The sequence below is a fragment of the Burkholderia singularis genome, from assembly GCF_900176645.1.
GTDB classification, from domain to species: Bacteria; Pseudomonadota; Gammaproteobacteria; order Burkholderiales; family Burkholderiaceae; genus Burkholderia; species Burkholderia singularis.
The window spans coordinates 1-17,934 of record NZ_FXAN01000104.1 but is presented as its reverse complement, the minus strand read 5'-3'; the positions used below and the strand labels follow the sequence as shown (position 1 = coordinate 17,934).

Sequence of the window (17,934 nt, the reverse complement as noted above, 5' to 3'; positions counted from 1 at the left end):
TTTCGCTTTGAACGCCGCTGAGTGCGTCCGTCGGGTTCTCTTCGTCATCTTCCGGGTTCCTTTGCCGGCATTATCGCCGGCTCAGGCCCCGAGCGTTCCACTTATCCGGCTGTCCGAATTTGCGCAGCCACCTCTATGGATGCCTGACGGGACGATTGGTTACGTGTCGCGAAAGAGCGGCTATCTGAAGGTGCGCGGGTTCCGCGTGTCGCTCGGCGAAATCGAAGCGGCGTTGCGCACGTGCGATGGTGTGCAGGATGCCTATGTATCGATGCGCTCGACCGACGACGTCGACATACTGGATGCCTACTTGAAACCGGAAGCTGGCGCGCATCTGAGCAGCGGCGAGTTGCGTGAGCAGTTCGGTCGCAAATTGCCGAACTTTTGCGCGCCGCAAAACTTCTATTCGATCGAGACGATTCCACTGACGCGCAGCGGCAAGATCGACTTGGCCACCATGAAAGCACACGCCGTCGAGCTGTCCGCGCACTCGGCCGCCATGCCGTCCGAGGCCGAATCGGCTTTGTTGTCGATCTGGCGATCGGTGCTCGGCAGCGATACGGTGTCCGTTGACACGGATTTCTTCGAGGCGGGCGGCGATTCGATTCGAGCAGTCGATCTTGCTCTTGCGATGACGCGCGCGGGCTGGCGTGTCGGAGTACAGGATATTTTCATGAGGGGCAGCGTCAGAAATATCGCGGCCGCATGCAACCGTTCGACGGAGCGGCACGTTGTGCCGGCGCGCTGCGGCAGTACGCTCGCATCCGACATGCAGACGATCATGTTGAATGCGTATGAGGCGAATCTCGCGCAACGCAACGGGGTTTATCACGTCGTGCAATCGTTCGACCTGTGCGATCTTCATGCCGATGTCGATCTCGACGAACTGACGCGCAGCTTCATCGAAACGTTTTCGGCGCACCCGGTGTTCAGCACCGTGTTCGTGCGGCTACATGGCGATATCGTCAGACGGCGTGCGGACAAACTGCGGCTAGCCGTGTCGGTCACGCCGAACGGGCAGTCGGCCCCGCCCCGGATGCCGGCAACGGCGGGGCGCGCATCGCGGGTGATCGATCCCTTCGATGCCGACAGCCCGTTGATCTACGTCGAGTTGACGCCGCTGTCGGCGCGGCGCACGCGCGTTACGCTTGAAACCCATCATGCAGTCGACGACGGCTGGGGGCAGCAGCAGCTGTTGACGGCGACGCTCGATCGCTATGGCCGTCCGGAGCAGCCAGTCGAGCCGGCTCCGGACCCGTTCGACGCATACGTGCGGCTGCAGCACGAGCAGAGCGAATCGGCCCGCGCACGTCGGTTCTGGGACGGCTACGAGATGCACGATCACTTCCTGTGCGCACCGGGGGATCACAAGGCGGCGCGGATCGGCGAGACAGATGGATCGATCCGCGCGCACACGGTCGATGCGATTTATCGATATTGCCAAGCGATCCGCGTGCAATCGAAAGCGGCCTTTTTTTGCGCCGTTTGTCGGGCGATTGCATTGATCGAAGGCGAAAGAGACGTTACGCTCGGCGCGGTAACCAATGGCCGGACAGCGCAGATCGATCGAGCGTTGGAATCCGTCGGCCTTTACTGGAACATTTTGCCGTTCTCGATGCACGTCGATGCAGCCGTCGATGTCGAAAGCGAACTGACGGGCGTGCATCGTGCATTGAACGAAGCGGCTGATTTCTCGTTGTATCCGTTGTCGCGGATTTTGCGTGCGCGGGGGAATAGGGATTTCCGATATTCGCTGAACTTCACCAATTTCGACGCCGTTCGGCGGCCTGCCCGATTCGTGACATCGAACTGGGCGGGGCAGGACCGCTTTCATTACCCGATCAACGTCGCGATCAACGTCGATCGGAGCGACGGCGTCAATGAAATCAGGATCGTCGCGGATGACGACGCTTTCCCGAATGCCATGCGCGTGCGTCTCATCGAGCAGGTGTGTAGCGAACTGGACCGGATTGCAGCGGCCGCATTTCGAAAGACACGGGGAGCGCAGCCAGTTTCTTGCGGCGATTGACGGTGCAATGTATCGCGCCATCAGTCAATGCGGATTAGGCAGCATGTTTATTCACTCTGGATGATTGACGAATGAAAGAACCGATTGATACTCAACCGCCGTCAGATCCATCAAAGACGTTGGCGGCGCTAGAGAAGTTGGTGTCCAAGAAGGGCATTACCCTCGGCAATATGTCATCGCCCGATATGACCGTCACGCTCGCGATGGCGTCCGTGTGCATCCCGGCGAATGTCGCGCTTGCCGAAAACGCGGTCAACCAAGCGCTCAGACAGTGGCTCGACGAAGAAGGCGCGATGCTGAGGATCGATCATGTCGAGTTGAGGCGCACGCTGATCGACATGGGTTATTGGCAGCGTGACGGCTTCGGCCGGACATACGAACGACGGCCGCTGCCTGACGACGATCCTGCGCGTGAGCATGTCGCGGTGCTGGAATCGATCGAGATTACGCGCTTTGTTGCCGACGCTCGCGCACGTAACGAGGCGCTTCGCGCACAGCGCATGGCCGCGCATGCGCAAAAAAGTTGAGCAGACCGTGGATATCTGCTGTGGCGAGCCGACGTGGCGTCGTCACGCGGCAATCATGTTTGGCCGGCGGCGTGCGCGCCGTCGAATGATATCGATGAAGTACGGCTCGCGGATTTGTTGGGGCGTCCAAACGAATCTGCCGTGGCGGATCGCGCCGAGCGTGCTGTTCGGCAGGAACTGCGTGCCGATAGCGTTGATTCGCATGTGACCGGCATCCAGGTCGATTTGTTTTGTGCTTTTGTCGTTCGTTGCAGATGTGAGTGGAACATACGCGTCAGCGTGTGTTTCGAACGCAATCTCTAGCTATGAAGTGGCAAGATGCATAGTCATTCGATGAAAGGCGCTCATGCGCACCCGCGAAGTCTCGATGCGCTTTTCGACGCGCGCGCCGCCGAGTATCCGGATTCGCCCGCATTGCATGTCGACGGACGTTTCGTCAGTTATGCGGCATTAGCCGGGTTCAAGGAACGGATACGGGCGACGCTGATCGACGAAGGTCTGTACGACGCTCGGCGGCCGATCGGGCTGCTGTGCGCGAAATCGCCGGCGGCGTATGCGGGTATGTTGGCGATCATGGGCAGCGGCAACGTATACGTTCCGCTGAATCCGGGGCATCCGATCGAACGTCTGCGTCGCGTTGTCGAGCAAGCCGGGATCTCGATGTTCGTCGTCGATTCGGCGTCTTTTGATCTGGCCGATGCGATGCTGACGGGCGCAGAGACGGCCGGCACGGTCATCGTCGCCGACGCGACGCCGAGCGCCGGCCAGCCTCCGGTATCCACGCGTTGGTTGCGTATCATCCATCCGACGGCCGCCGCGGTCTCGCCGTCCGCCGCGCACGGTTGCGCTCTCGCGTACTTGATGTTTACGTCCGGCAGTACCGGCCTGCCGAAGGGCGTGCCGGTCGCGCACGCGAACGTGATTGCGCTGTTGTCCGGTCTTCGCCCGTTGCTCGCGTTGAAGCGCGACGATCGGCTCACGCATTTTGCAGAGCTGAGTTTTGATTTTTCGATAGGCGAGATTTTTCCATGCTGGGACGCGGGCGCTTGCCTTTATGTGCCGTCTCAGTCGGATTTGCTCGACCCGTCCGCATTTGTCAGGCGCCACGCGCTTACGCTGTGGAGTTCCGTTCCGACGCTTGCGGCATACGTCCAGCAACTGAGCGCGCTCGGAAGCGAGCCGATGCCGACGCTGCGGCTCTCACTTTTTTGCGGCGAAGCGCTTCCGGCCAGCGTTGCGCACTTTTGGCACGACGCGGCGCCCGCATCGCGAATCGTCAACTTGTATGGTCCCACCGAGGCCACTGTTTTCGCGACTTCCTACACTTTCGATCCGGACCGCCCGCCGCAAAGCGAATGGGTGCCGATCGGCGAGCCGCTCGACACTGTCGTTGCGCGCATCGATACATCGGCCGCACCGGACGGCTCGACGGGCGAGCTGTTGCTGTCCGGTCCACAAGTCGTCGATCGATACTGGGGCGACGCAATTGACCAGAGCCGTCATTTCGTCGCCGATTCCGTCGACGAACGGGTGCGCTGGTATCGGACGGGCGATTTCGTCAGCCGGGATCCTCGTCATGGCTATGTCTTTCATGGTCGCGCCGATCATCAGGTGAAAGTGCGCGGCTTTCGCATCGAGCTTCAGGAAATCGAGGCGACGCTGCGGCGGCTTTTGCCGGATCAGCAGGTTGCCGTGGTCGCGGCGGCAGGTGGCGACGAGCAGGAGATGCAACTCGTCGCGTTCTGCAATCGGCTGGAGCGCGATCGCGACGCACTCGCGGCGCTGTGCGCCAACGATTTGCCGGTGTACATGGTGCCGCGTATCTTCGTTCCGCTCGCGCCGTTTCCCGTCAACGACAACGGGAAGATCGACTATCTGCGCCTGAAGCGCATAGCTTGCGCCACCTTGTCCGAAGGCGTCCCAGCCGCGGGAGGTGACTGAAATCATGATCAGCGACCAGCACACACGGAAAGCCTCGATGCGTTCATCACCTCGCACGCTCCTCGCCACGCCTTCTCAGGAAGGGCTTTGGCTGCTCCATCACTCGATCGCCGGGCGTTATCTATACAATTGCCCGTTCGCGTTCCGCGTCCGCGGCCCTCTCGATTGCGTCGTGTTGACGACCGCGCTCGGAATGCTGGTTCAGCGTCATGACAGTTTGCGGACTGTCTTCGTGTCCAAGCCAGAAGGACTGATGCAGGTGGTCCACACGGAGTTGCCGCCCGATACGCGTTCCATCGATTTATCCGCGATGCCGCCGCAGGCCGCGCAGCGCGAGCTTGCTCGCCTCGCGGAAGCGACGAGTCTCGACGCATTCGATCTCGAACGCGGCTCGCTCGTGCGTCTGACGATCGCCAAAATGACGCCGGACGATTATGTGCTGATGTTCACGGTGCATCACGCCGTCTTCGATGAATGGTCGACGGACATTCTGATTCGTGAACTGGGCGTGTTGTACCGGATAGCGGCGAGTGGCGGCGACGGTGCGGAAATTGCGCCGCCGCGCATGCAATTTCCGGATTACGCTGCCTGGCAGGGCCGCCCCGAGGCCGCACCGGAAATGGAGCGTCAACTGAGCCACTGGCGGCGCTGCCTGATGGACGCCGCCGCGCCGGTGATGGTGCCTGCCGATCATCGGCCGAATCCGGGACATGACGACTATCGTGGCGAGCGCGAATGCTTCGCGCTGGATTCGTCGGCTCGGCGGGCGCTGGATGCGCTCGCCGGCCGCATTCACGCGCCGCCCGCCGCGATCCTCGTCGCGACGCTCGCGCTGGTGTTGAACCGTTACACGCGCGAGCGGGACATCAGCCTCGGCTACATCGTGTCCGGACGGTTGCTGCCCGAAAGCGAATCGATGATCGGCATGCTCGTCAACAGCCTCGTTCTGCGCATTCAATTCACCGAGCAGCCGAGTTTCGAGGATGTCGTTCAGCAAGTGCGCGATCTGCTGTTCGATGCTTATTCGAATCAGGACGTGCCGTTCCAGAAGATCGTGCGCGAACTCAATCCCGCACGCGACGTCGATGGGCATCCGCTTTTCAGATGCTGCGTGAATTACCATGTCGCCGCACGCGAAGTGCTTGCACTCGACGGTTTGCAGTGCGAGCCGTTCGTCGCCGGCCCCGAAATCGCGCAATTCGAACTGCTGCTCGATGCCTGCCCGAGCGCCGACGGTCGGATCGAATGCCGCTTCGAATATCGAACGAATCTGTTCGAGCGCGCCACGATGCAGCGTTTCGCCCGCCATTTCAGTACGCTGCTGAACGCATGCTTGGCCGCGCCGTCCGAACCGGTTTCGAGCATCGCGTTCATCGACGAGCGTGAGCGCGACCTGTTGCTGTACCGCTGGAATGCGACCGGGCGCGACTACGATACGAACGCGGGCATTGCCGATTTGCTTACCGCGATCGCACGCGATATGCCCGACAAGGCGGCGCTCGTCGCCGGCGACGGCCATATGTCATATTCACAGTTCGACCGTGTGACCGATGGCATTGCCGCGTATCTGCAAAAGCAGGGCATTGGCCCGGAGATGCGAGTGGGTTTGTGCGCTGACGCATCGATCGATATGATCGTCGGAATGTTCGGCATCCTGAAGGCTGGCGCGGCATATGTCGCGCTCGATCCGGAACATCCGCCGTCGCGTCTCGCGTATCTGCTCGACAGCGCACGCCTCTCGTTCGTGCTTGCGCAGGAGCGCTTCATCGGCAGGTTTGCAAACAGCGGCCTGCGCAGCGCCGCGCTCGACCGCGACGCGGCGTTGTTCGAGGCCGCGGGCAAACCGGAATCCGTGCGCGGCCGCCGTGCCGAGCAATTGGCCTATCTGATGTACACGTCCGGATCGACGGGAAAACCGAAGGCCGTCGCGATTTCGTGGGGCAGTGTGCTGAACCACGTATGTTCGTTCCGCGAGGCGAGCGGTTTGCGTGCCGACGATCGTTGCATGTTGTTTTCGAGCTTTGCATTCGACGGTTCAGTCGAAGAGATTTTTGCGCCGCTGCTGACTGGTGCAACGCTTGCGATCCATCCTGAGCGGCCAATTCCGATCGAAACGCTCGAGCAGTTGATCGTGCAACATCGGCTGACTTTCCTCGATTTCACGGCCGGCTATTGGAACGTCTGGCTGGAGTTGCTCGTTGCTCGGGGCAAATCGATTCCCGAACCGGTGAGGCAGGTCGTCATCGGCGGCGAGATGATCCGCGCAAATCAACTGATCAGTTGGGATCGCGTCGATCGCGGCGGCGAAGTCGGCTTGTTGATCACCTACGGACCGACCGAAGCAACCGTCATCGCCGCCGGCATCTGGTATCAAGGCGCGAAGGCGGGCGAGCGCACGGTGCATCGGGACGGCTATCTCGGCCGTCCGCTCGGCAATCTGTCGATTTACGTGCTCGACGACGATTTAAAGCCGGTGCCGCCGGGCGCGATCGGCGAACTCTATATCGGCGGCGCGAATCTCGCACGCGGTTACTTCGACACACCGGCGTTGACCGCCGAGCGCTTCATTCCGAATCCGTATGCGACAGAGCCGGGGCAGCGCATCTACCGAACCGGCGATCTCGCGCTTCGGCTGCCGGACGGCACGCTGCTCCACAAGGGGCGCGCGGACAACCAGATCAAATTTCGCGGCTTTCGGATCGAATTGGGCGAGATCGAGCGTTGCCTGGCGCAGTTTCCTCACGCGCAGGCTGCGGCGGCGGCCATTGCTACCGCGCCGAACGGCGATCCGACGCTGGTCGTTTTCGTGATGCCGGCAGGCAGTTACAAACTGGATGTCGATGCGGTCCGCCAGTTTCTTGCCGTGAAGCTGCCGTCCTATCTGGTCCCGCAGCGTATTGAAATCACGCGCACGTTTCCCGTCAAAGCGAGTGGCAAGACCGACGTGGCCAAACTCGTCGAAGCGCTCGAATGGAGCAAAGACGGTGCATCGGCGGCGCGCACGCAGCAGGATGAGCCGGAAACGCCGGGTGACGGCACGGCTGCCGAAATCGCCGGGATTTTCACCGCGCTGCTCAAGCGCGGCACGATCGCGCCCCGCGATAATTTTTTCAAGGCGGGCGGCCATTCGTTGCTCGCGTTGCAAGTGCTGTCTCGCATTCGGCAAGCGCATGGTGTTCAGGTGTCGATCAAGGATTTTATCTTCAACCAACGGCTGAAGGCCTTGCGGGAGTCGTTGAGCGTCTGAAGCAATCGAACGCGGCCAATGGCCGTTCCAATTCAACATCGATCGCGCGTTCGTCGCGCACGTGAGAGTCCAGTGTCCACTACCATGAACGACATCGACGAATCGATCAAGGACTGTCTGATCATCGGCTTTCATGACCCGAGCTTCTCGGATTTCGTAGAGATGATGCGCGGTACGGGAGAAGATACGGGTGCGTTCCGCGACTTGAACCTGACGTTCACCGAAGTGGGAGGCGTGCCGTTACGCTGTCTCGATCTGATCAATCACTTGATGACCGAAGCGGGGATGCCGCCCGATACGCCCTATGAGAATTGCGATTTCGTCTGGCCGGTGGTTCTGTATCTCGGTTCTTTTCTCCACCGCCGAGGGTTCTCGTTCGATTATGTGAGCCTGTTCCATCGCGAGAAGGACGAACTGCCCGAACGCTTCGAAGGCAAGCGTTTTCGCAGCGTGGTCATCACGACGACGGTATATGTGTCGCCACAGCCGATCATCGAAATCGTCGAATATCTGCGCTCGATCGGCATCGACGCGCCGATCATCATCGGGGGGCCGTACATCTCGAACCAGCACAAAGTCATGTCGGAGGACGAACTGTCGCTGCTCTTCAACTTCATCGGCGGCGATGTCTATGTCATCAGTTCGGAAGGCGAAACGACGCTTGCGAAAATCATCGCGCGGCTGAAGGCGGGCGAAAGCCTCGACGGAATCCCGAACATCGCCGTGGCGAGTGCAGACGGGGCAGCATTCGATTTTCATCCGCTGGAAACCGAACGCAATGAACTGCACGACGAGCCGATCGACTATTCGCTGTTCGGGCCGGAGGCGATCGGCCGTTTTGTGTCGTTGCGCACCGCCAAGTCGTGCCCGTTCAACTGTAATTTCTGCGGTTTTCCGCAGCGTGCGGGCAATTACGTCTATACGGATCTCGATTACGTCGAACGGGAACTCGATGCGATCGCGGAGCTTGGCACCGTGTCGACGCTCACATTTCTCGACGATACATTCAATGTGCCGAAAGGCCGTTTCAAGTCGATCCTGCGTTTGATGATCGATCGTGGCTATGGGTTTCGCTGGAATTCGTTTTACCGCTCCGATCATGGCGACGCCGAAACGATCGAACTGATGGCCGCTTCCGGTTGCGAAGGCGTGTTTCTCGGCATCGAATCCGGCTGCGACCGCATCCTCGAGTTGATGAACAAGGCGGCGAGAAAGAAGCACTACGGCGCCGCCATCGACAAATTCCGGGAAGTCGGCATTACGACGTATGGCTCGTTCATTATCGGCTTTCCCGGCGAGACGCGCGATTCGGTGTTCGAAACAATGGAATTCATCGAGACACACGCGCCGACTTTCTATCGCGCCCAACTTTTCTATCTCGATCCGGCTACGCCGGTGTGGCGCGATCGCGAGAAGCTCGGCGTCGTCGGCGGCGGTTTCGAGTGGCGGCATCCGACGATGGACAACCATGAAGCCAGCGCGCTGATCGAGCATATGTTCGTGACGATCCGGAATTCGGTGTGGTGCCCTCAGAACGGCTTCGAGGATTGGAGCATCTATTATTTGATGCGCCACGGCTTCTCGCGCGACGACGTCATATCGTTCGTGCGAGGCTTCAACGAGCTGGTCGGGATGAAGTTCGTGACGCCGGATAATCCGTCGGCGCGGAGCGACGTGATGGCGAGATTGCGCAACATCGCGATTGCGGCGCGGCGGCGATATCTGGCCGAGTCGAGCGCGCCGATGCCTGTGCCGAGGCCGCGTACCGCGCTCTCACGCGCGAAGGTGCTGCCCATTCTCCCGCAATGAGCGTGACGTGGAGCAAGACGATGACGACTCCGGAAACAAGCAGTCCTGTTCAATCGGCGGAACTGATCGCGCAGATGTTGTTGCAGATCGTGCCGGACGTATTGAAGCGTGCGGAAGTGTCGAGCGGCGAGGATTTGTTTGCGACATACGGCATGCAGTCGCTGACAGCGCTGCGTGTCGTGGTGGCTATGCGTGCGCGAAATATCGGATTGTCGATCGGGGATTTGTATTTGCATCGAACCATCGATGCGGTTGCGCGGCACTTGGCGAGCGTATCCGCGAGTGCGCCGCGCTCGTGAACAGGGACGAGCGGCGCTACCCGCCGCGACTCGGCGACGTACTCTCCGGTTCCGCCGCGAGCGGCGCAGCCGCGCTGGATGACGATGTGGCCGGTGGGGGCGGGCCGTGCGTCGCGCGGCTTTGAGGGCGGCTATCCAAGCATGTTGGGCACGGCGCCGGCGCATGCGTAAAATGACTGGCACTTCATTGTCCGCACGCGTTTTCATGCCGCTTCCGACTATTCCCACCGCTCCATTCTGCCCGGCTGAAGTCAAAGGCAGCATCGTCGTCGATGCGCGGGTTTCGCGCATCGCGAAGCTGCGCCGCTTCGCCGGCCCCGGCCTGTTGGTCGCGATCGGCTATATGGACCCCGGCAACTGGGCGACCGATATCCAGGCTGGCTCGCAATTCGGCTATGCGTTGCTGTGGGTTGTGGTGTTTTCGAGCCTCGCCGCAATCTTCCTGCAAATGCTCGCCGCGCGGCTGGGGCTTGCCGCCGGACGCGATCTCGCGCAAGCGAGCTATGAGCGCTACGGCCCGCTCGGGCGTGTCGTTCAATGGATCGCAGCCGAAGTGTCGATCATCGCGTGCGACATCGCTGAAGTGCTCGGCTGCGCGCTCGCGTTCAAGCTACTGTTGGGCGTGCCGCTCGCATGGGGCATCGTGCTGACCGCGCTCGATACGATGATCGTGCTCGGCTTGCAAGGCAAGGGCTTTCGGCAGATCGAGGCGATCGTCCTTGGCTTGATCGGCACGATGGCATTTTGTTTCGTCGCGCAAGTGGCGATGGTGCCGCCGGATTGGCGGGCGGTGCTGCACGGGCTCGCGCCGGGCGATCCGGGCCACGCCCGCAAGGACGCGGTCCTGCTCGCGCTTGGCATCGTAGGCGCGACGATCATGCCGCACAATCTATATCTGCATTCGTCGGTCGTGCAGACGCGGCGCGTCGTCGGCGGCGCGGGCGACGGCGTGCGCGACACGCTCGCGATGGTGCGCATCGATACCTGCGTGTCGCTGTTCGTCGCGATGCTCGTCAACGCGGCGATTCTGATTCTCGCGGGCGCCGCATTTCATACGGCGGGCCAGACTCAGGTTGCCGATATCGAGCAGGCGTACAAGCTGATCACGCCGCTTGTCGGCGGTGGGGCCGCTGTGCTGTTCGGCATCGCGCTGCTGGCCTCCGGCCAGAGTTCGACATTGACCGGCACGATCGCCGGTCAGGTCATCATGGACGGCTTTCTGCACGTGAAGATTCCGTGTTATCAACGTCGCTTGATTACGCGCGGGCTGGCACTCGTGCCCGCGCTCGTCGGCGTGTTGTGGCTCGGTGACGGCGCGGTCGGACAATTGCTGGTGTGGAGTCAGGTGTTGCTGAGCCTGCAATTGCCGTTCGCGATGTGGCCGCTGATCCGCTCGGTCAGCGACCCGCGCGTGATGAATGGCCACGCGATCGGCGGGTTCGCGCGGAGCGCCGCATGGGCGTTATTCGCGGTGATCGGCGGGACGAACCTGCTGCTCATTTTTTATTCGTAAGCGCGGCGCAGTCGGTTCGTCTCACGTGTGGCGATTGTGGCGGCACGTCCGGCCAACCAGGTGAGCCGAGCGCTCAGACCTGAGCAAGCGCTTGATCGAGGTCGGCGAGCAGATCGTCGATATGCTCGATGCCGATCGACAGCCGAACGGTTTCTTCCTTCACGCCCGCTTTGGCCAGCTCGTCGGGCGAGAGTTGGCGATGGGTCGTCGATGCGGGATGCGTGGCGAGCGATTTCGCGTCACCGATATTGACGAGCCGAGTGAACAGCTTCAGCGCGTCCTGGAACGCCGCGCCGGCCGCGCGGCCGCCTTTCACGCCGAACGTCAGGATGCCCGGCCCGCGGCCCGACAGATAGCGCTCGACGAGCGGATGGTCGCGATGATTCGGCAGTCCGGAATAATCGACCCATTCGACCTTGCTGTGCGCCGCGAGGTGCTGCGCGATTTTCAGCGCATTGTCGCTGATGCGATCGATGCGCAGCGCAAGCGTTTCGATGCCTTGCAGGATCTGAAACGCATTGAACGGGGAGATCGCCGCGCCGGTATTGCGCAGCGGCACGACACGCGCGCGGCCGATGTAAGCAGCTTCACCGAAAGCGTCGGTATAGACCACGCCGTGATAGCTGACGTCCGGTTCGTTCAACCGCTTGAAGCGCTCCGCGTGCTTGGCCCACGGGAAACGGCCCGAATCGACGATTGCACCGCCCAGGCTCGTGCCGTGACCGCCGAGGTACTTGGTCAGCGAATGGACGACGATGTCCGCACCATGCTCGAACGGCCGCTGCAAATAGGGCGTTGGCACGGTGTTGTCGACGATCAGCGGCACGCCGTGACGATGCGCGAGTTCGGCGAGCGCGGCGATGTCGGTGATGTTGCCGAGCGGGTTGCCGACGGATTCGGCGAAGATCGCCTTCGTGCGCGAATCGATTAGCGCTTCGAACGAAGCGGGATTGCGCGGATCGGCGAACCGGGCCGTGATGCCGTATTGCGGCAATGTGTGCGCGAACAGGTTATAGGTGCCGCCGTACAGCGTGCTTGCCGAAACGATGTTGTCGCCTGCTTCCGCGATCGTGAGAATCGAATAGGTGACGGCCGCCTGCCCGGATGCGAGCGCGAGCGCGCCAATGCCGCCTTCGAGTGCCGCGACGCGCGCTTCGAGCACGCCGTTCGTCGGATTCATGATCCGCGAATAGATGTTGCCTTCGACTTTCAGGTCGAACAGATCGGCGCCGTGCTGAGTGTCGTCGAACGCAAACGCGACGGTCTGATAGATCGGCACCGCAGCCGCGCGAGTCGTGGGATCGGGGCGATAGCCGCCGTGAACGGCAATGGTTTCGAGACGCCAATCGGCGGCGGATGCGGGTTCGGCCATAAAGGGCTCCGGTCGATCAATCGGATGAAATGAAGTGCGCGTGAAAGTGTCGCTCGATTATATGGGCCGTGTCACCGTGCCTTTAGCTCGTTTGGTGACAAGCTTATGCGCGGCTGCCGGCGTTCGGGTTTTGCGGCGAGCCGGCATCGCATGCATCGTGAAAATCGATTCGGCACATTGCCGGCAGCACGATGTAGAGCAATTGGCGCCGGCTCGTCAAAGGCGCCAAGGATCAAAGGGATGGGCGTTCCCGTTCGCGTAGCGAATGCCGCATTTTTGCAATCGCACGATCGTTGCGGCAAATCGCCGCAAAATAACTCGGCGTGACCGCATGTGCCTGTCAAGTTGAGCACGCGTGCATGCTCCGGCGAAGCTTGCGTCAGGGGCAGCATGGCGGGCGCCGGTATACGCATCCGGTTGATTGGCGATTCGTTCCATTGGCGGGGGAAGCCGTCAGCGAGTTTTGACCACTTCGTTGCGCACCCTGATCGAGTACGCAAACGCAAACCGCCCGAGCACCGCATTTGCAATCTCTTCCAACGCGGCGTCGGCAAGCGACACTTCCAGTACGATGCCGCCTCTGACCGGATCGCTGTGCGCGTCGACGCAAGCGCCCTCGATGCCTGCGTCGGCCAGCGCCGCGTGCAACGCGTCGATCGTTTCCCGGCGCTTGAGTTCGGGCTTGAAAATTTTGCCGACAGCCGTGATCGGCAGCGCTTCGACGATGTGAATCCGTTTCGGCTGCGCGGCACGCTCGCCGATCGTGGCGCCCGCGAAGCGTATCAGCTCGTCCTCGGTCACGACGGCGCCAGGCTTGAGTTGCACGTAGGCGACGGGCAGCTCACCCGCGTGGGCGTCCGGGCGTCCGATGGCGGCGGCGATTTGCACGGCGCGATGGCGGTGCAGCACGTCCTCGATTACCGCTGGGTCGATGTTATGTCCGCCGCGAATGATCAGTTCCTTTTTGCGCCCGGCCAGCCAGAAATAGCCGTCGGCATCGCGCCGGCCCAGATCGCCGGTGTTGAGCCAGCGCGTGCCGTCACCAAGATCGAGCCAGAGCCCGCGGTTCTGTTCGGGATTCGTATAGCCGGCAAACACGTTCGGCCCCGAAATCGCGAGCACGCCGATTTCGTCGGTTGCGCAATCCTGCACGTATTGCCCGGTATCGTCGACGATCACGGCTTTCATCGCTTGACCGGGAATCCGCAGCCCGATCGAGCCGATCTTGCGTTCGCCCAACGGTGGATTCACGCTGCTGACGCAAGCGCCTTCGGTCAGTCCGTAACCCTCCAGAATGCGTACACCCGTGCGTTCCTGAAATTTTCGAAAGACTTCGACGGGCATTGGCGCGGCGCCGCATAGCGCGTATTCGAGTGAGCGCAGGTCGCGACCGTCGACCGGCACGTCGAGCAGCGCGGCATAGAGCGTCGGCACGCCGCTGAAAAAGTTGATCCGATGATGCTCGACGATATCCCAGAAACGCCCGACGACGCCGTCGCCGCGGTAGCCTTGCGGCGTGCCGAGTACGACATGGGCGCCGCGCGAGAACGGCAGCAGACCGGTGACGAATACGGCATTGACATGAAACAGCGGCAGGCCGCAAAAAACGGTTTTGCCTGGGCCGATGTCGGTGCCGAGAAACTGGCTTGCGCTCCAGGTGTTGCTGACTTCGTTGCGATGCCGGCGCATCGCGATCTTGGGCAGACCGGTGGTGCCGCCCGTGCAGAAATATGACGATAAGTCATCCGAATCGAATGTGCGGCCGCTAACGAGTGCAGCGCCGGATTCGCGTTGGATCGATTGCCGGAAATCGTGAACGTCGACGTGCGCGGGCACGGCGCGGCGAATCGCCCGCCGCGCGCCGCCGGGGCCGTGCAGGCGCGCGCACTCGCGCCGTTGCAGCATGTGCGCGGCGATGCCACGCAACCCGTGGACGTGGTCGGCGAGATTGACCAGCACCAGGTGGCGCAGCGACGCAACACGGTCGAGCGCCGGTTGGATTTTCTGCCATAGATCGACGCCGGGGAAGGGCGCGAGCGTGACGAGCACGCTTGCACCCGACGCGTTCAGCAACGCGGCGATCGCATCGCGTTCGAGCAGCGGGTTGATCGCGCAGACGATGCCGGCCGCCTCGCCGCCCCAGATCACGAAATGCGTTTCGGGCAGATTCGGCAAGACATATGCGACGACGTGATCGCGGCCGATACCGAGCCGGGTGAACAGGTTCGCGGTGCGTGTGATGTCGCGCACCAGTTCTCGATATGTCCAGCGCTCGACGTTGCGGTGGTTTTGTGCGCGCAGGAAGAACGACAGCGCGGGTGCGGACGGATCGATTGCCGCGCCGCGGCAAATCATTTCATAGGTGCTCGCCGGCAGATCCGACGGCCACGCTTGCGATTCGATTGCAGCGACGTCTGCTTCGGTGGCGATCCCTTTCATGTGGCCTCGTCGACGAGAGAGTTGCGCTCAGTGCCGGGATCGAGCGGCCGGCCGCTCCTGACGATCCGCGACTCCACGACTTCGCCTGCTGGTTGCTTCGGGCGCCCAAAGGTGCGCGTGTGGGCGGGTTGGCGAGTGCCGTAGCAGGACCATACACGAGATTGGCCGTCGAAGCTTGATCGAAAGGTTCGCAGTAGACGGCCGAACCAACCGCTGTCGGACGGCAGGCGGCGCGAGCGGACCTGGATGCTGCGGCAAATCTCGTCGGCCCCGTGCGCGGAGCGGGGCTGCATTGTTCCGCGGAGCAATCCAATATGTAATCCTCAACACACAGATACGCATGGTGACGTCGCATACTCAAAGCGGACTCCATGCAGCACGGAACGTCACTGAACGAACCGGCAGAGAGAGGGCGGGATGGATAAGGGCTTGGAGCAGGATCGCATCAATCAGGCGGCATGGCGCAGTTCCAGTTCGCTGCGCGCGTATGGGAGCGCATCCGGTTGGTCCGATCCCGGCGAGGAGGCGGCGTTCGAATGGTTGGCCGCGCGGGTGGACGGCGGACCGATTCTCGATGTCGGCGTGGGCGGCGGGCGCACCGTGCCGCTGTTGAAGACGCTCGGTGACGACTATATTGCCGTGGATTACACCAGCGAGCTGGTCGACGTTTGCCGGCGCAATCACCCGGATACGCGTGTCTATTTGATGGATGCGCGTGATCTGTCGGCGTTCGCGGACGGCAGCTTTTCGCTTGTCGTATTCAGCTACAACGGCATCGACGCGGTCGATCACGACGGCCGTGTATCGGTGTTAAACGAATTTTCGCGCGTGCTGAAACCGGGCGGCCTTATGTGGTTCTCGACGCACAATCTCGCCGGGCCGAGCTATCGCGAGGGGCCCGCGCAATTGATTCGATGGCCGCAGCGTTCGGCCAATCCACTGGCTGCGGCGATCGACGCAGCCAGAATCGTCTATACGGTGCCGATCGGCACGTTGAATTACTGGCGCAATTCGCGTTTCAATCAGGAATTCGATGGATATGCGCGGCGCGTATGCGCGGCGCATAAGTTCGGAATCCTCGTCACCTACACCGATTTCGCTACTCAGCGGCGGCAATTGGACGCAGCGGGCTTTCATCTGCAAGCTGCATTCGGCAGTTCAACGGGCAGGCAGTTGCGGGACGAGCAGGATATGAGCGGCGAAGCATGGTTCCATTTCATCGCGAGCAAACGCGGCGCGTAGCGGGGCGCACGTGCATGGTGCGTGGCGGGCGCGGCGTGGCGCGGACGTTCGGTGAATGAGTGGGCGCATCGCGGTTTGCGGTTCGAGCACGGGTACTTTTGCGCGTGCGCCGTGCCGTGCGGTGATGCACCCGTGAATCGCGTTGGCCGCTGCGTTGGCATGCGGTGTGCTACCGAGCCTACCGGTCTTTGCGAGCGGATTGTGCCGAAAGCTTGCGCCACAGCGTCGTCTTGCTGATGCCAAGCATGGCGCAAGCGCGGTCGCGGTCGCCGCCGCACGCGTCGAGTACCGCGCGGATTTCGTCGGCTTCCGCGCGGCGGCGGCGCTGCGTGAGCGTCAAAGGCGGTGCCGCACGGCCGCCGCCGGTTTCACCGAGATCGTCGTGCGTATCGGCGGGGCGGATCGTGGCTTCGGGGTTGGCTTTCGACGCAGCGCAATTGTCCGGCGTGTTTCGTGCGCCCGGCAGCACTTCCGGCGCGATCGCGCGCAGCGTGTCGACGCTGACGCGCCAGTCTGCGTCGGCGCCGCCCGCATCGGCCAATTCCACCGCAATCCGCTCGATCACGTTTTGCAGCTCGCGCACGTTGCCCGGCCACCGGTAACGCATCAACGCGTCGTTCGCCGGCGCGAGCGCGCGCGCGGCATCTTCGGCATCGCGCAGCCGCCCGCCGATGCGCGGTTCGCGCTGCGCGGCCTGGGCGAGCAGCGTCGCGGCGAGCGCGGGAATGTCGCTCGCGCGCTCGCGCAGCGGCGGTAGCCCGATATTCAGGATGTTCAGCCGGTAGTACAGATCGGCGCGGAACGTGCCCGCCTCGACTGCCGCAAGAAGCGGCCGATGCGTTGCCGCGACGACGCGGATGTCGATCGGCACCGGTTCGGTCGAGCCGACGCGCACCACTTCGCGCTCCTGCAGCACGCGCAGCAGCCGGCTTTGCAGCGACGGCGGCATCTCGCCGATCTCGTCGAGAAACAGCGTGCCGCGATGCGCGGCCTCGAAGAGCCCGGCCTTGCCGCCGCGCCGCGCGCCCGTGAACGCGCCTTCGTCGTAGCCGAACAGCTCGCTTTCGAGCAGCGCCTCCGGAAACGCGCCGCAATTTACCGCGACGAACGGATATTTGCGGCGTGCGGATAACGCATGCAGGCTCTGCGCGATCATCTCCTTGCCGGTGCCGCTTTCGCCGAGGATCAGCACGGTCGCGTCCGATTTCGCGTAGCGCCGTGCGAGGTCGCGCGCGCGCGCGATTTCGCGCGACGCGCCGACGATGTCGTCGAGCCGGTAGCGCGCGGTGAACTGCCGGCCGTGCTGTTGCGTGCGCAGGGTGCGGTCGAGCCGCTCCACCGCGCGCGATTCCTGGAACGTCAGCACGCTGCCCGGCGCGCGGCCGCCGATGCCGGTCGCGAGCGGCCCGCGATGGACCACATAGCGCACGCCGCGCACGGTCGCGAGCGTGTCGCCGTCGGCCGCGCGCAGCGTGCGCAGCTCGGGCGTGAGTTCGGACAGCGCGCGGCCGACGGC

At 62.5% G+C, this 17,934-nt stretch carries 12 protein-coding genes; 8 read left to right on the top strand and 4 right to left on the bottom strand.

Annotated elements, in window-relative coordinates; all coding sequences use genetic code 11:
* Positions 1-163: 163 nt before the first annotated feature.
* Both BSIN_RS21455 and BSIN_RS21450 read left to right on the top strand, forming a co-directional pair.
* Entirely contained in the window at positions 164-2,029 is a 1,866-nt protein-coding gene (locus BSIN_RS21455) for a condensation domain-containing protein (protein WP_159936036.1), read from the top strand.
* Between the two features lie 71 nt (positions 2,030-2,100).
* Positions 2,101-2,556 (top strand): DUF2087 domain-containing protein, encoded by a 456-nt coding sequence (locus BSIN_RS21450; RefSeq protein ID WP_089341924.1) that lies wholly within the window; start codon positions 2,101-2,103, stop codon positions 2,554-2,556.
* Between the two features lie 42 nt (positions 2,557-2,598).
* Here the strand turns inward: BSIN_RS21450 and BSIN_RS25885 are convergent, their stop codons facing one another.
* Positions 2,599-2,760 (bottom strand): hypothetical protein, encoded by a 162-nt coding sequence (locus BSIN_RS25885; RefSeq protein WP_159936034.1) that lies wholly within the window; start codon positions 2,758-2,760, stop codon positions 2,599-2,601.
* Positions 2,761-2,874: 114 nt separating this feature from the next.
* Between BSIN_RS25885 and BSIN_RS21445 the strand changes: the two genes are divergently transcribed.
* From BSIN_RS21445 to BSIN_RS21425, 5 genes are all read left to right on the top strand, one after another.
* A complete protein-coding gene (locus tag BSIN_RS21445; protein ID WP_089341923.1) occupies positions 2,875-4,497 on the top strand; it encodes an AMP-binding protein in 1,623 nt (540 codons plus the stop codon).
* A 37-nt stretch (positions 4,498-4,534) separates the two neighbouring features.
* On the top strand, positions 4,535-7,744 hold the full coding sequence (locus BSIN_RS21440; protein WP_159936032.1) for a non-ribosomal peptide synthetase: 3,210 nt from the start codon (positions 4,535-4,537) through the stop codon (positions 7,742-7,744).
* 72 nt (positions 7,745-7,816) lie between these two features.
* Complete coding sequence (locus BSIN_RS21435; protein ID WP_159936030.1) at positions 7,817-9,553, top strand: PhpK family radical SAM P-methyltransferase; 1,737 nt, start codon at positions 7,817-7,819, stop codon at positions 9,551-9,553.
* A gap of 20 nt (positions 9,554-9,573) precedes the next feature.
* Positions 9,574-9,852 carry an acyl carrier protein gene (locus tag BSIN_RS21430; RefSeq protein ID WP_159936028.1) on the top strand — a complete coding sequence of 93 codons (279 nt, stop codon included), beginning with the start codon at positions 9,574-9,576 and terminating at the stop codon, positions 9,850-9,852.
* A 205-nt stretch (positions 9,853-10,057) separates the two neighbouring features.
* Positions 10,058-11,365: an Nramp family divalent metal transporter gene (locus BSIN_RS21425; RefSeq protein WP_089341919.1), complete on the top strand. Its 1,308-nt coding sequence runs from the start codon at positions 10,058-10,060 to the stop codon at positions 11,363-11,365.
* A 73-nt stretch (positions 11,366-11,438) separates the two neighbouring features.
* Here BSIN_RS21425 and BSIN_RS21420 read toward each other — a convergent pair whose 3' ends face one another.
* Both BSIN_RS21420 and BSIN_RS21415 read right to left on the bottom strand, forming a co-directional pair.
* Positions 11,439-12,737 (bottom strand): O-acetylhomoserine aminocarboxypropyltransferase/cysteine synthase family protein, encoded by a 1,299-nt coding sequence (locus BSIN_RS21420; protein ID WP_059512659.1) that lies wholly within the window; start codon positions 12,735-12,737, stop codon positions 11,439-11,441.
* Between the two features lie 453 nt (positions 12,738-13,190).
* Positions 13,191-15,176, bottom strand: a complete 1,986-nt coding sequence (locus BSIN_RS21415) for an acyl-CoA synthetase (RefSeq protein WP_089341918.1) — start codon at positions 15,174-15,176, stop codon at positions 13,191-13,193.
* A gap of 417 nt (positions 15,177-15,593) precedes the next feature.
* Here BSIN_RS21415 and BSIN_RS21410 point away from each other — a divergent pair, with 417 nt between their 5' ends.
* On the top strand, positions 15,594-16,418 hold the full coding sequence (locus tag BSIN_RS21410) for a class I SAM-dependent methyltransferase (RefSeq protein WP_089341917.1): 825 nt from the start codon (positions 15,594-15,596) through the stop codon (positions 16,416-16,418).
* 178 nt (positions 16,419-16,596) lie between these two features.
* Here BSIN_RS21410 and BSIN_RS21405 read toward each other — a convergent pair.
* A partial coding sequence (locus tag BSIN_RS21405; protein ID WP_143757513.1) for a sigma-54 interaction domain-containing protein occupies positions 16,597-17,934 on the bottom strand: 1,338 nt, incomplete at its 5' end.

Excerpts from the sequence above, each read along its gene's own strand:
- BSIN_RS21450 (WP_089341924.1), top strand. The coding sequence starts at position 2,101 with ATGAAAGAACCGATTGATACTCAACCGCCGTCAGATCCATCAAAGACG.
- BSIN_RS25885 (WP_159936034.1), bottom strand. The coding sequence starts at position 2,760 with ATGCGAATCAACGCTATCGGCACGCAGTTCCTGCCGAACAGCACGCTC.
- BSIN_RS21445 (WP_089341923.1), top strand. The coding sequence starts at position 2,875 with ATGCATAGTCATTCGATGAAAGGCGCTCATGCGCACCCGCGAAGTCTC.
- BSIN_RS21440 (WP_159936032.1), top strand. The coding sequence starts at position 4,535 with ATGCGTTCATCACCTCGCACGCTCCTCGCCACGCCTTCTCAGGAAGGG.
- BSIN_RS21430 (WP_159936028.1), top strand. The coding sequence starts at position 9,574 with ATGACGACTCCGGAAACAAGCAGTCCTGTTCAATCGGCGGAACTGATC.
- BSIN_RS21425 (WP_089341919.1), top strand. The coding sequence starts at position 10,058 with ATGCCGCTTCCGACTATTCCCACCGCTCCATTCTGCCCGGCTGAAGTC.
- BSIN_RS21420 (WP_059512659.1), bottom strand. The coding sequence starts at position 12,737 with ATGGCCGAACCCGCATCCGCCGCCGATTGGCGTCTCGAAACCATTGCC.
- BSIN_RS21415 (WP_089341918.1), bottom strand. The coding sequence starts at position 15,176 with ATGAAAGGGATCGCCACCGAAGCAGACGTCGCTGCAATCGAATCGCAA.
- BSIN_RS21410 (WP_089341917.1), top strand. The coding sequence starts at position 15,594 with ATGGATAAGGGCTTGGAGCAGGATCGCATCAATCAGGCGGCATGGCGC.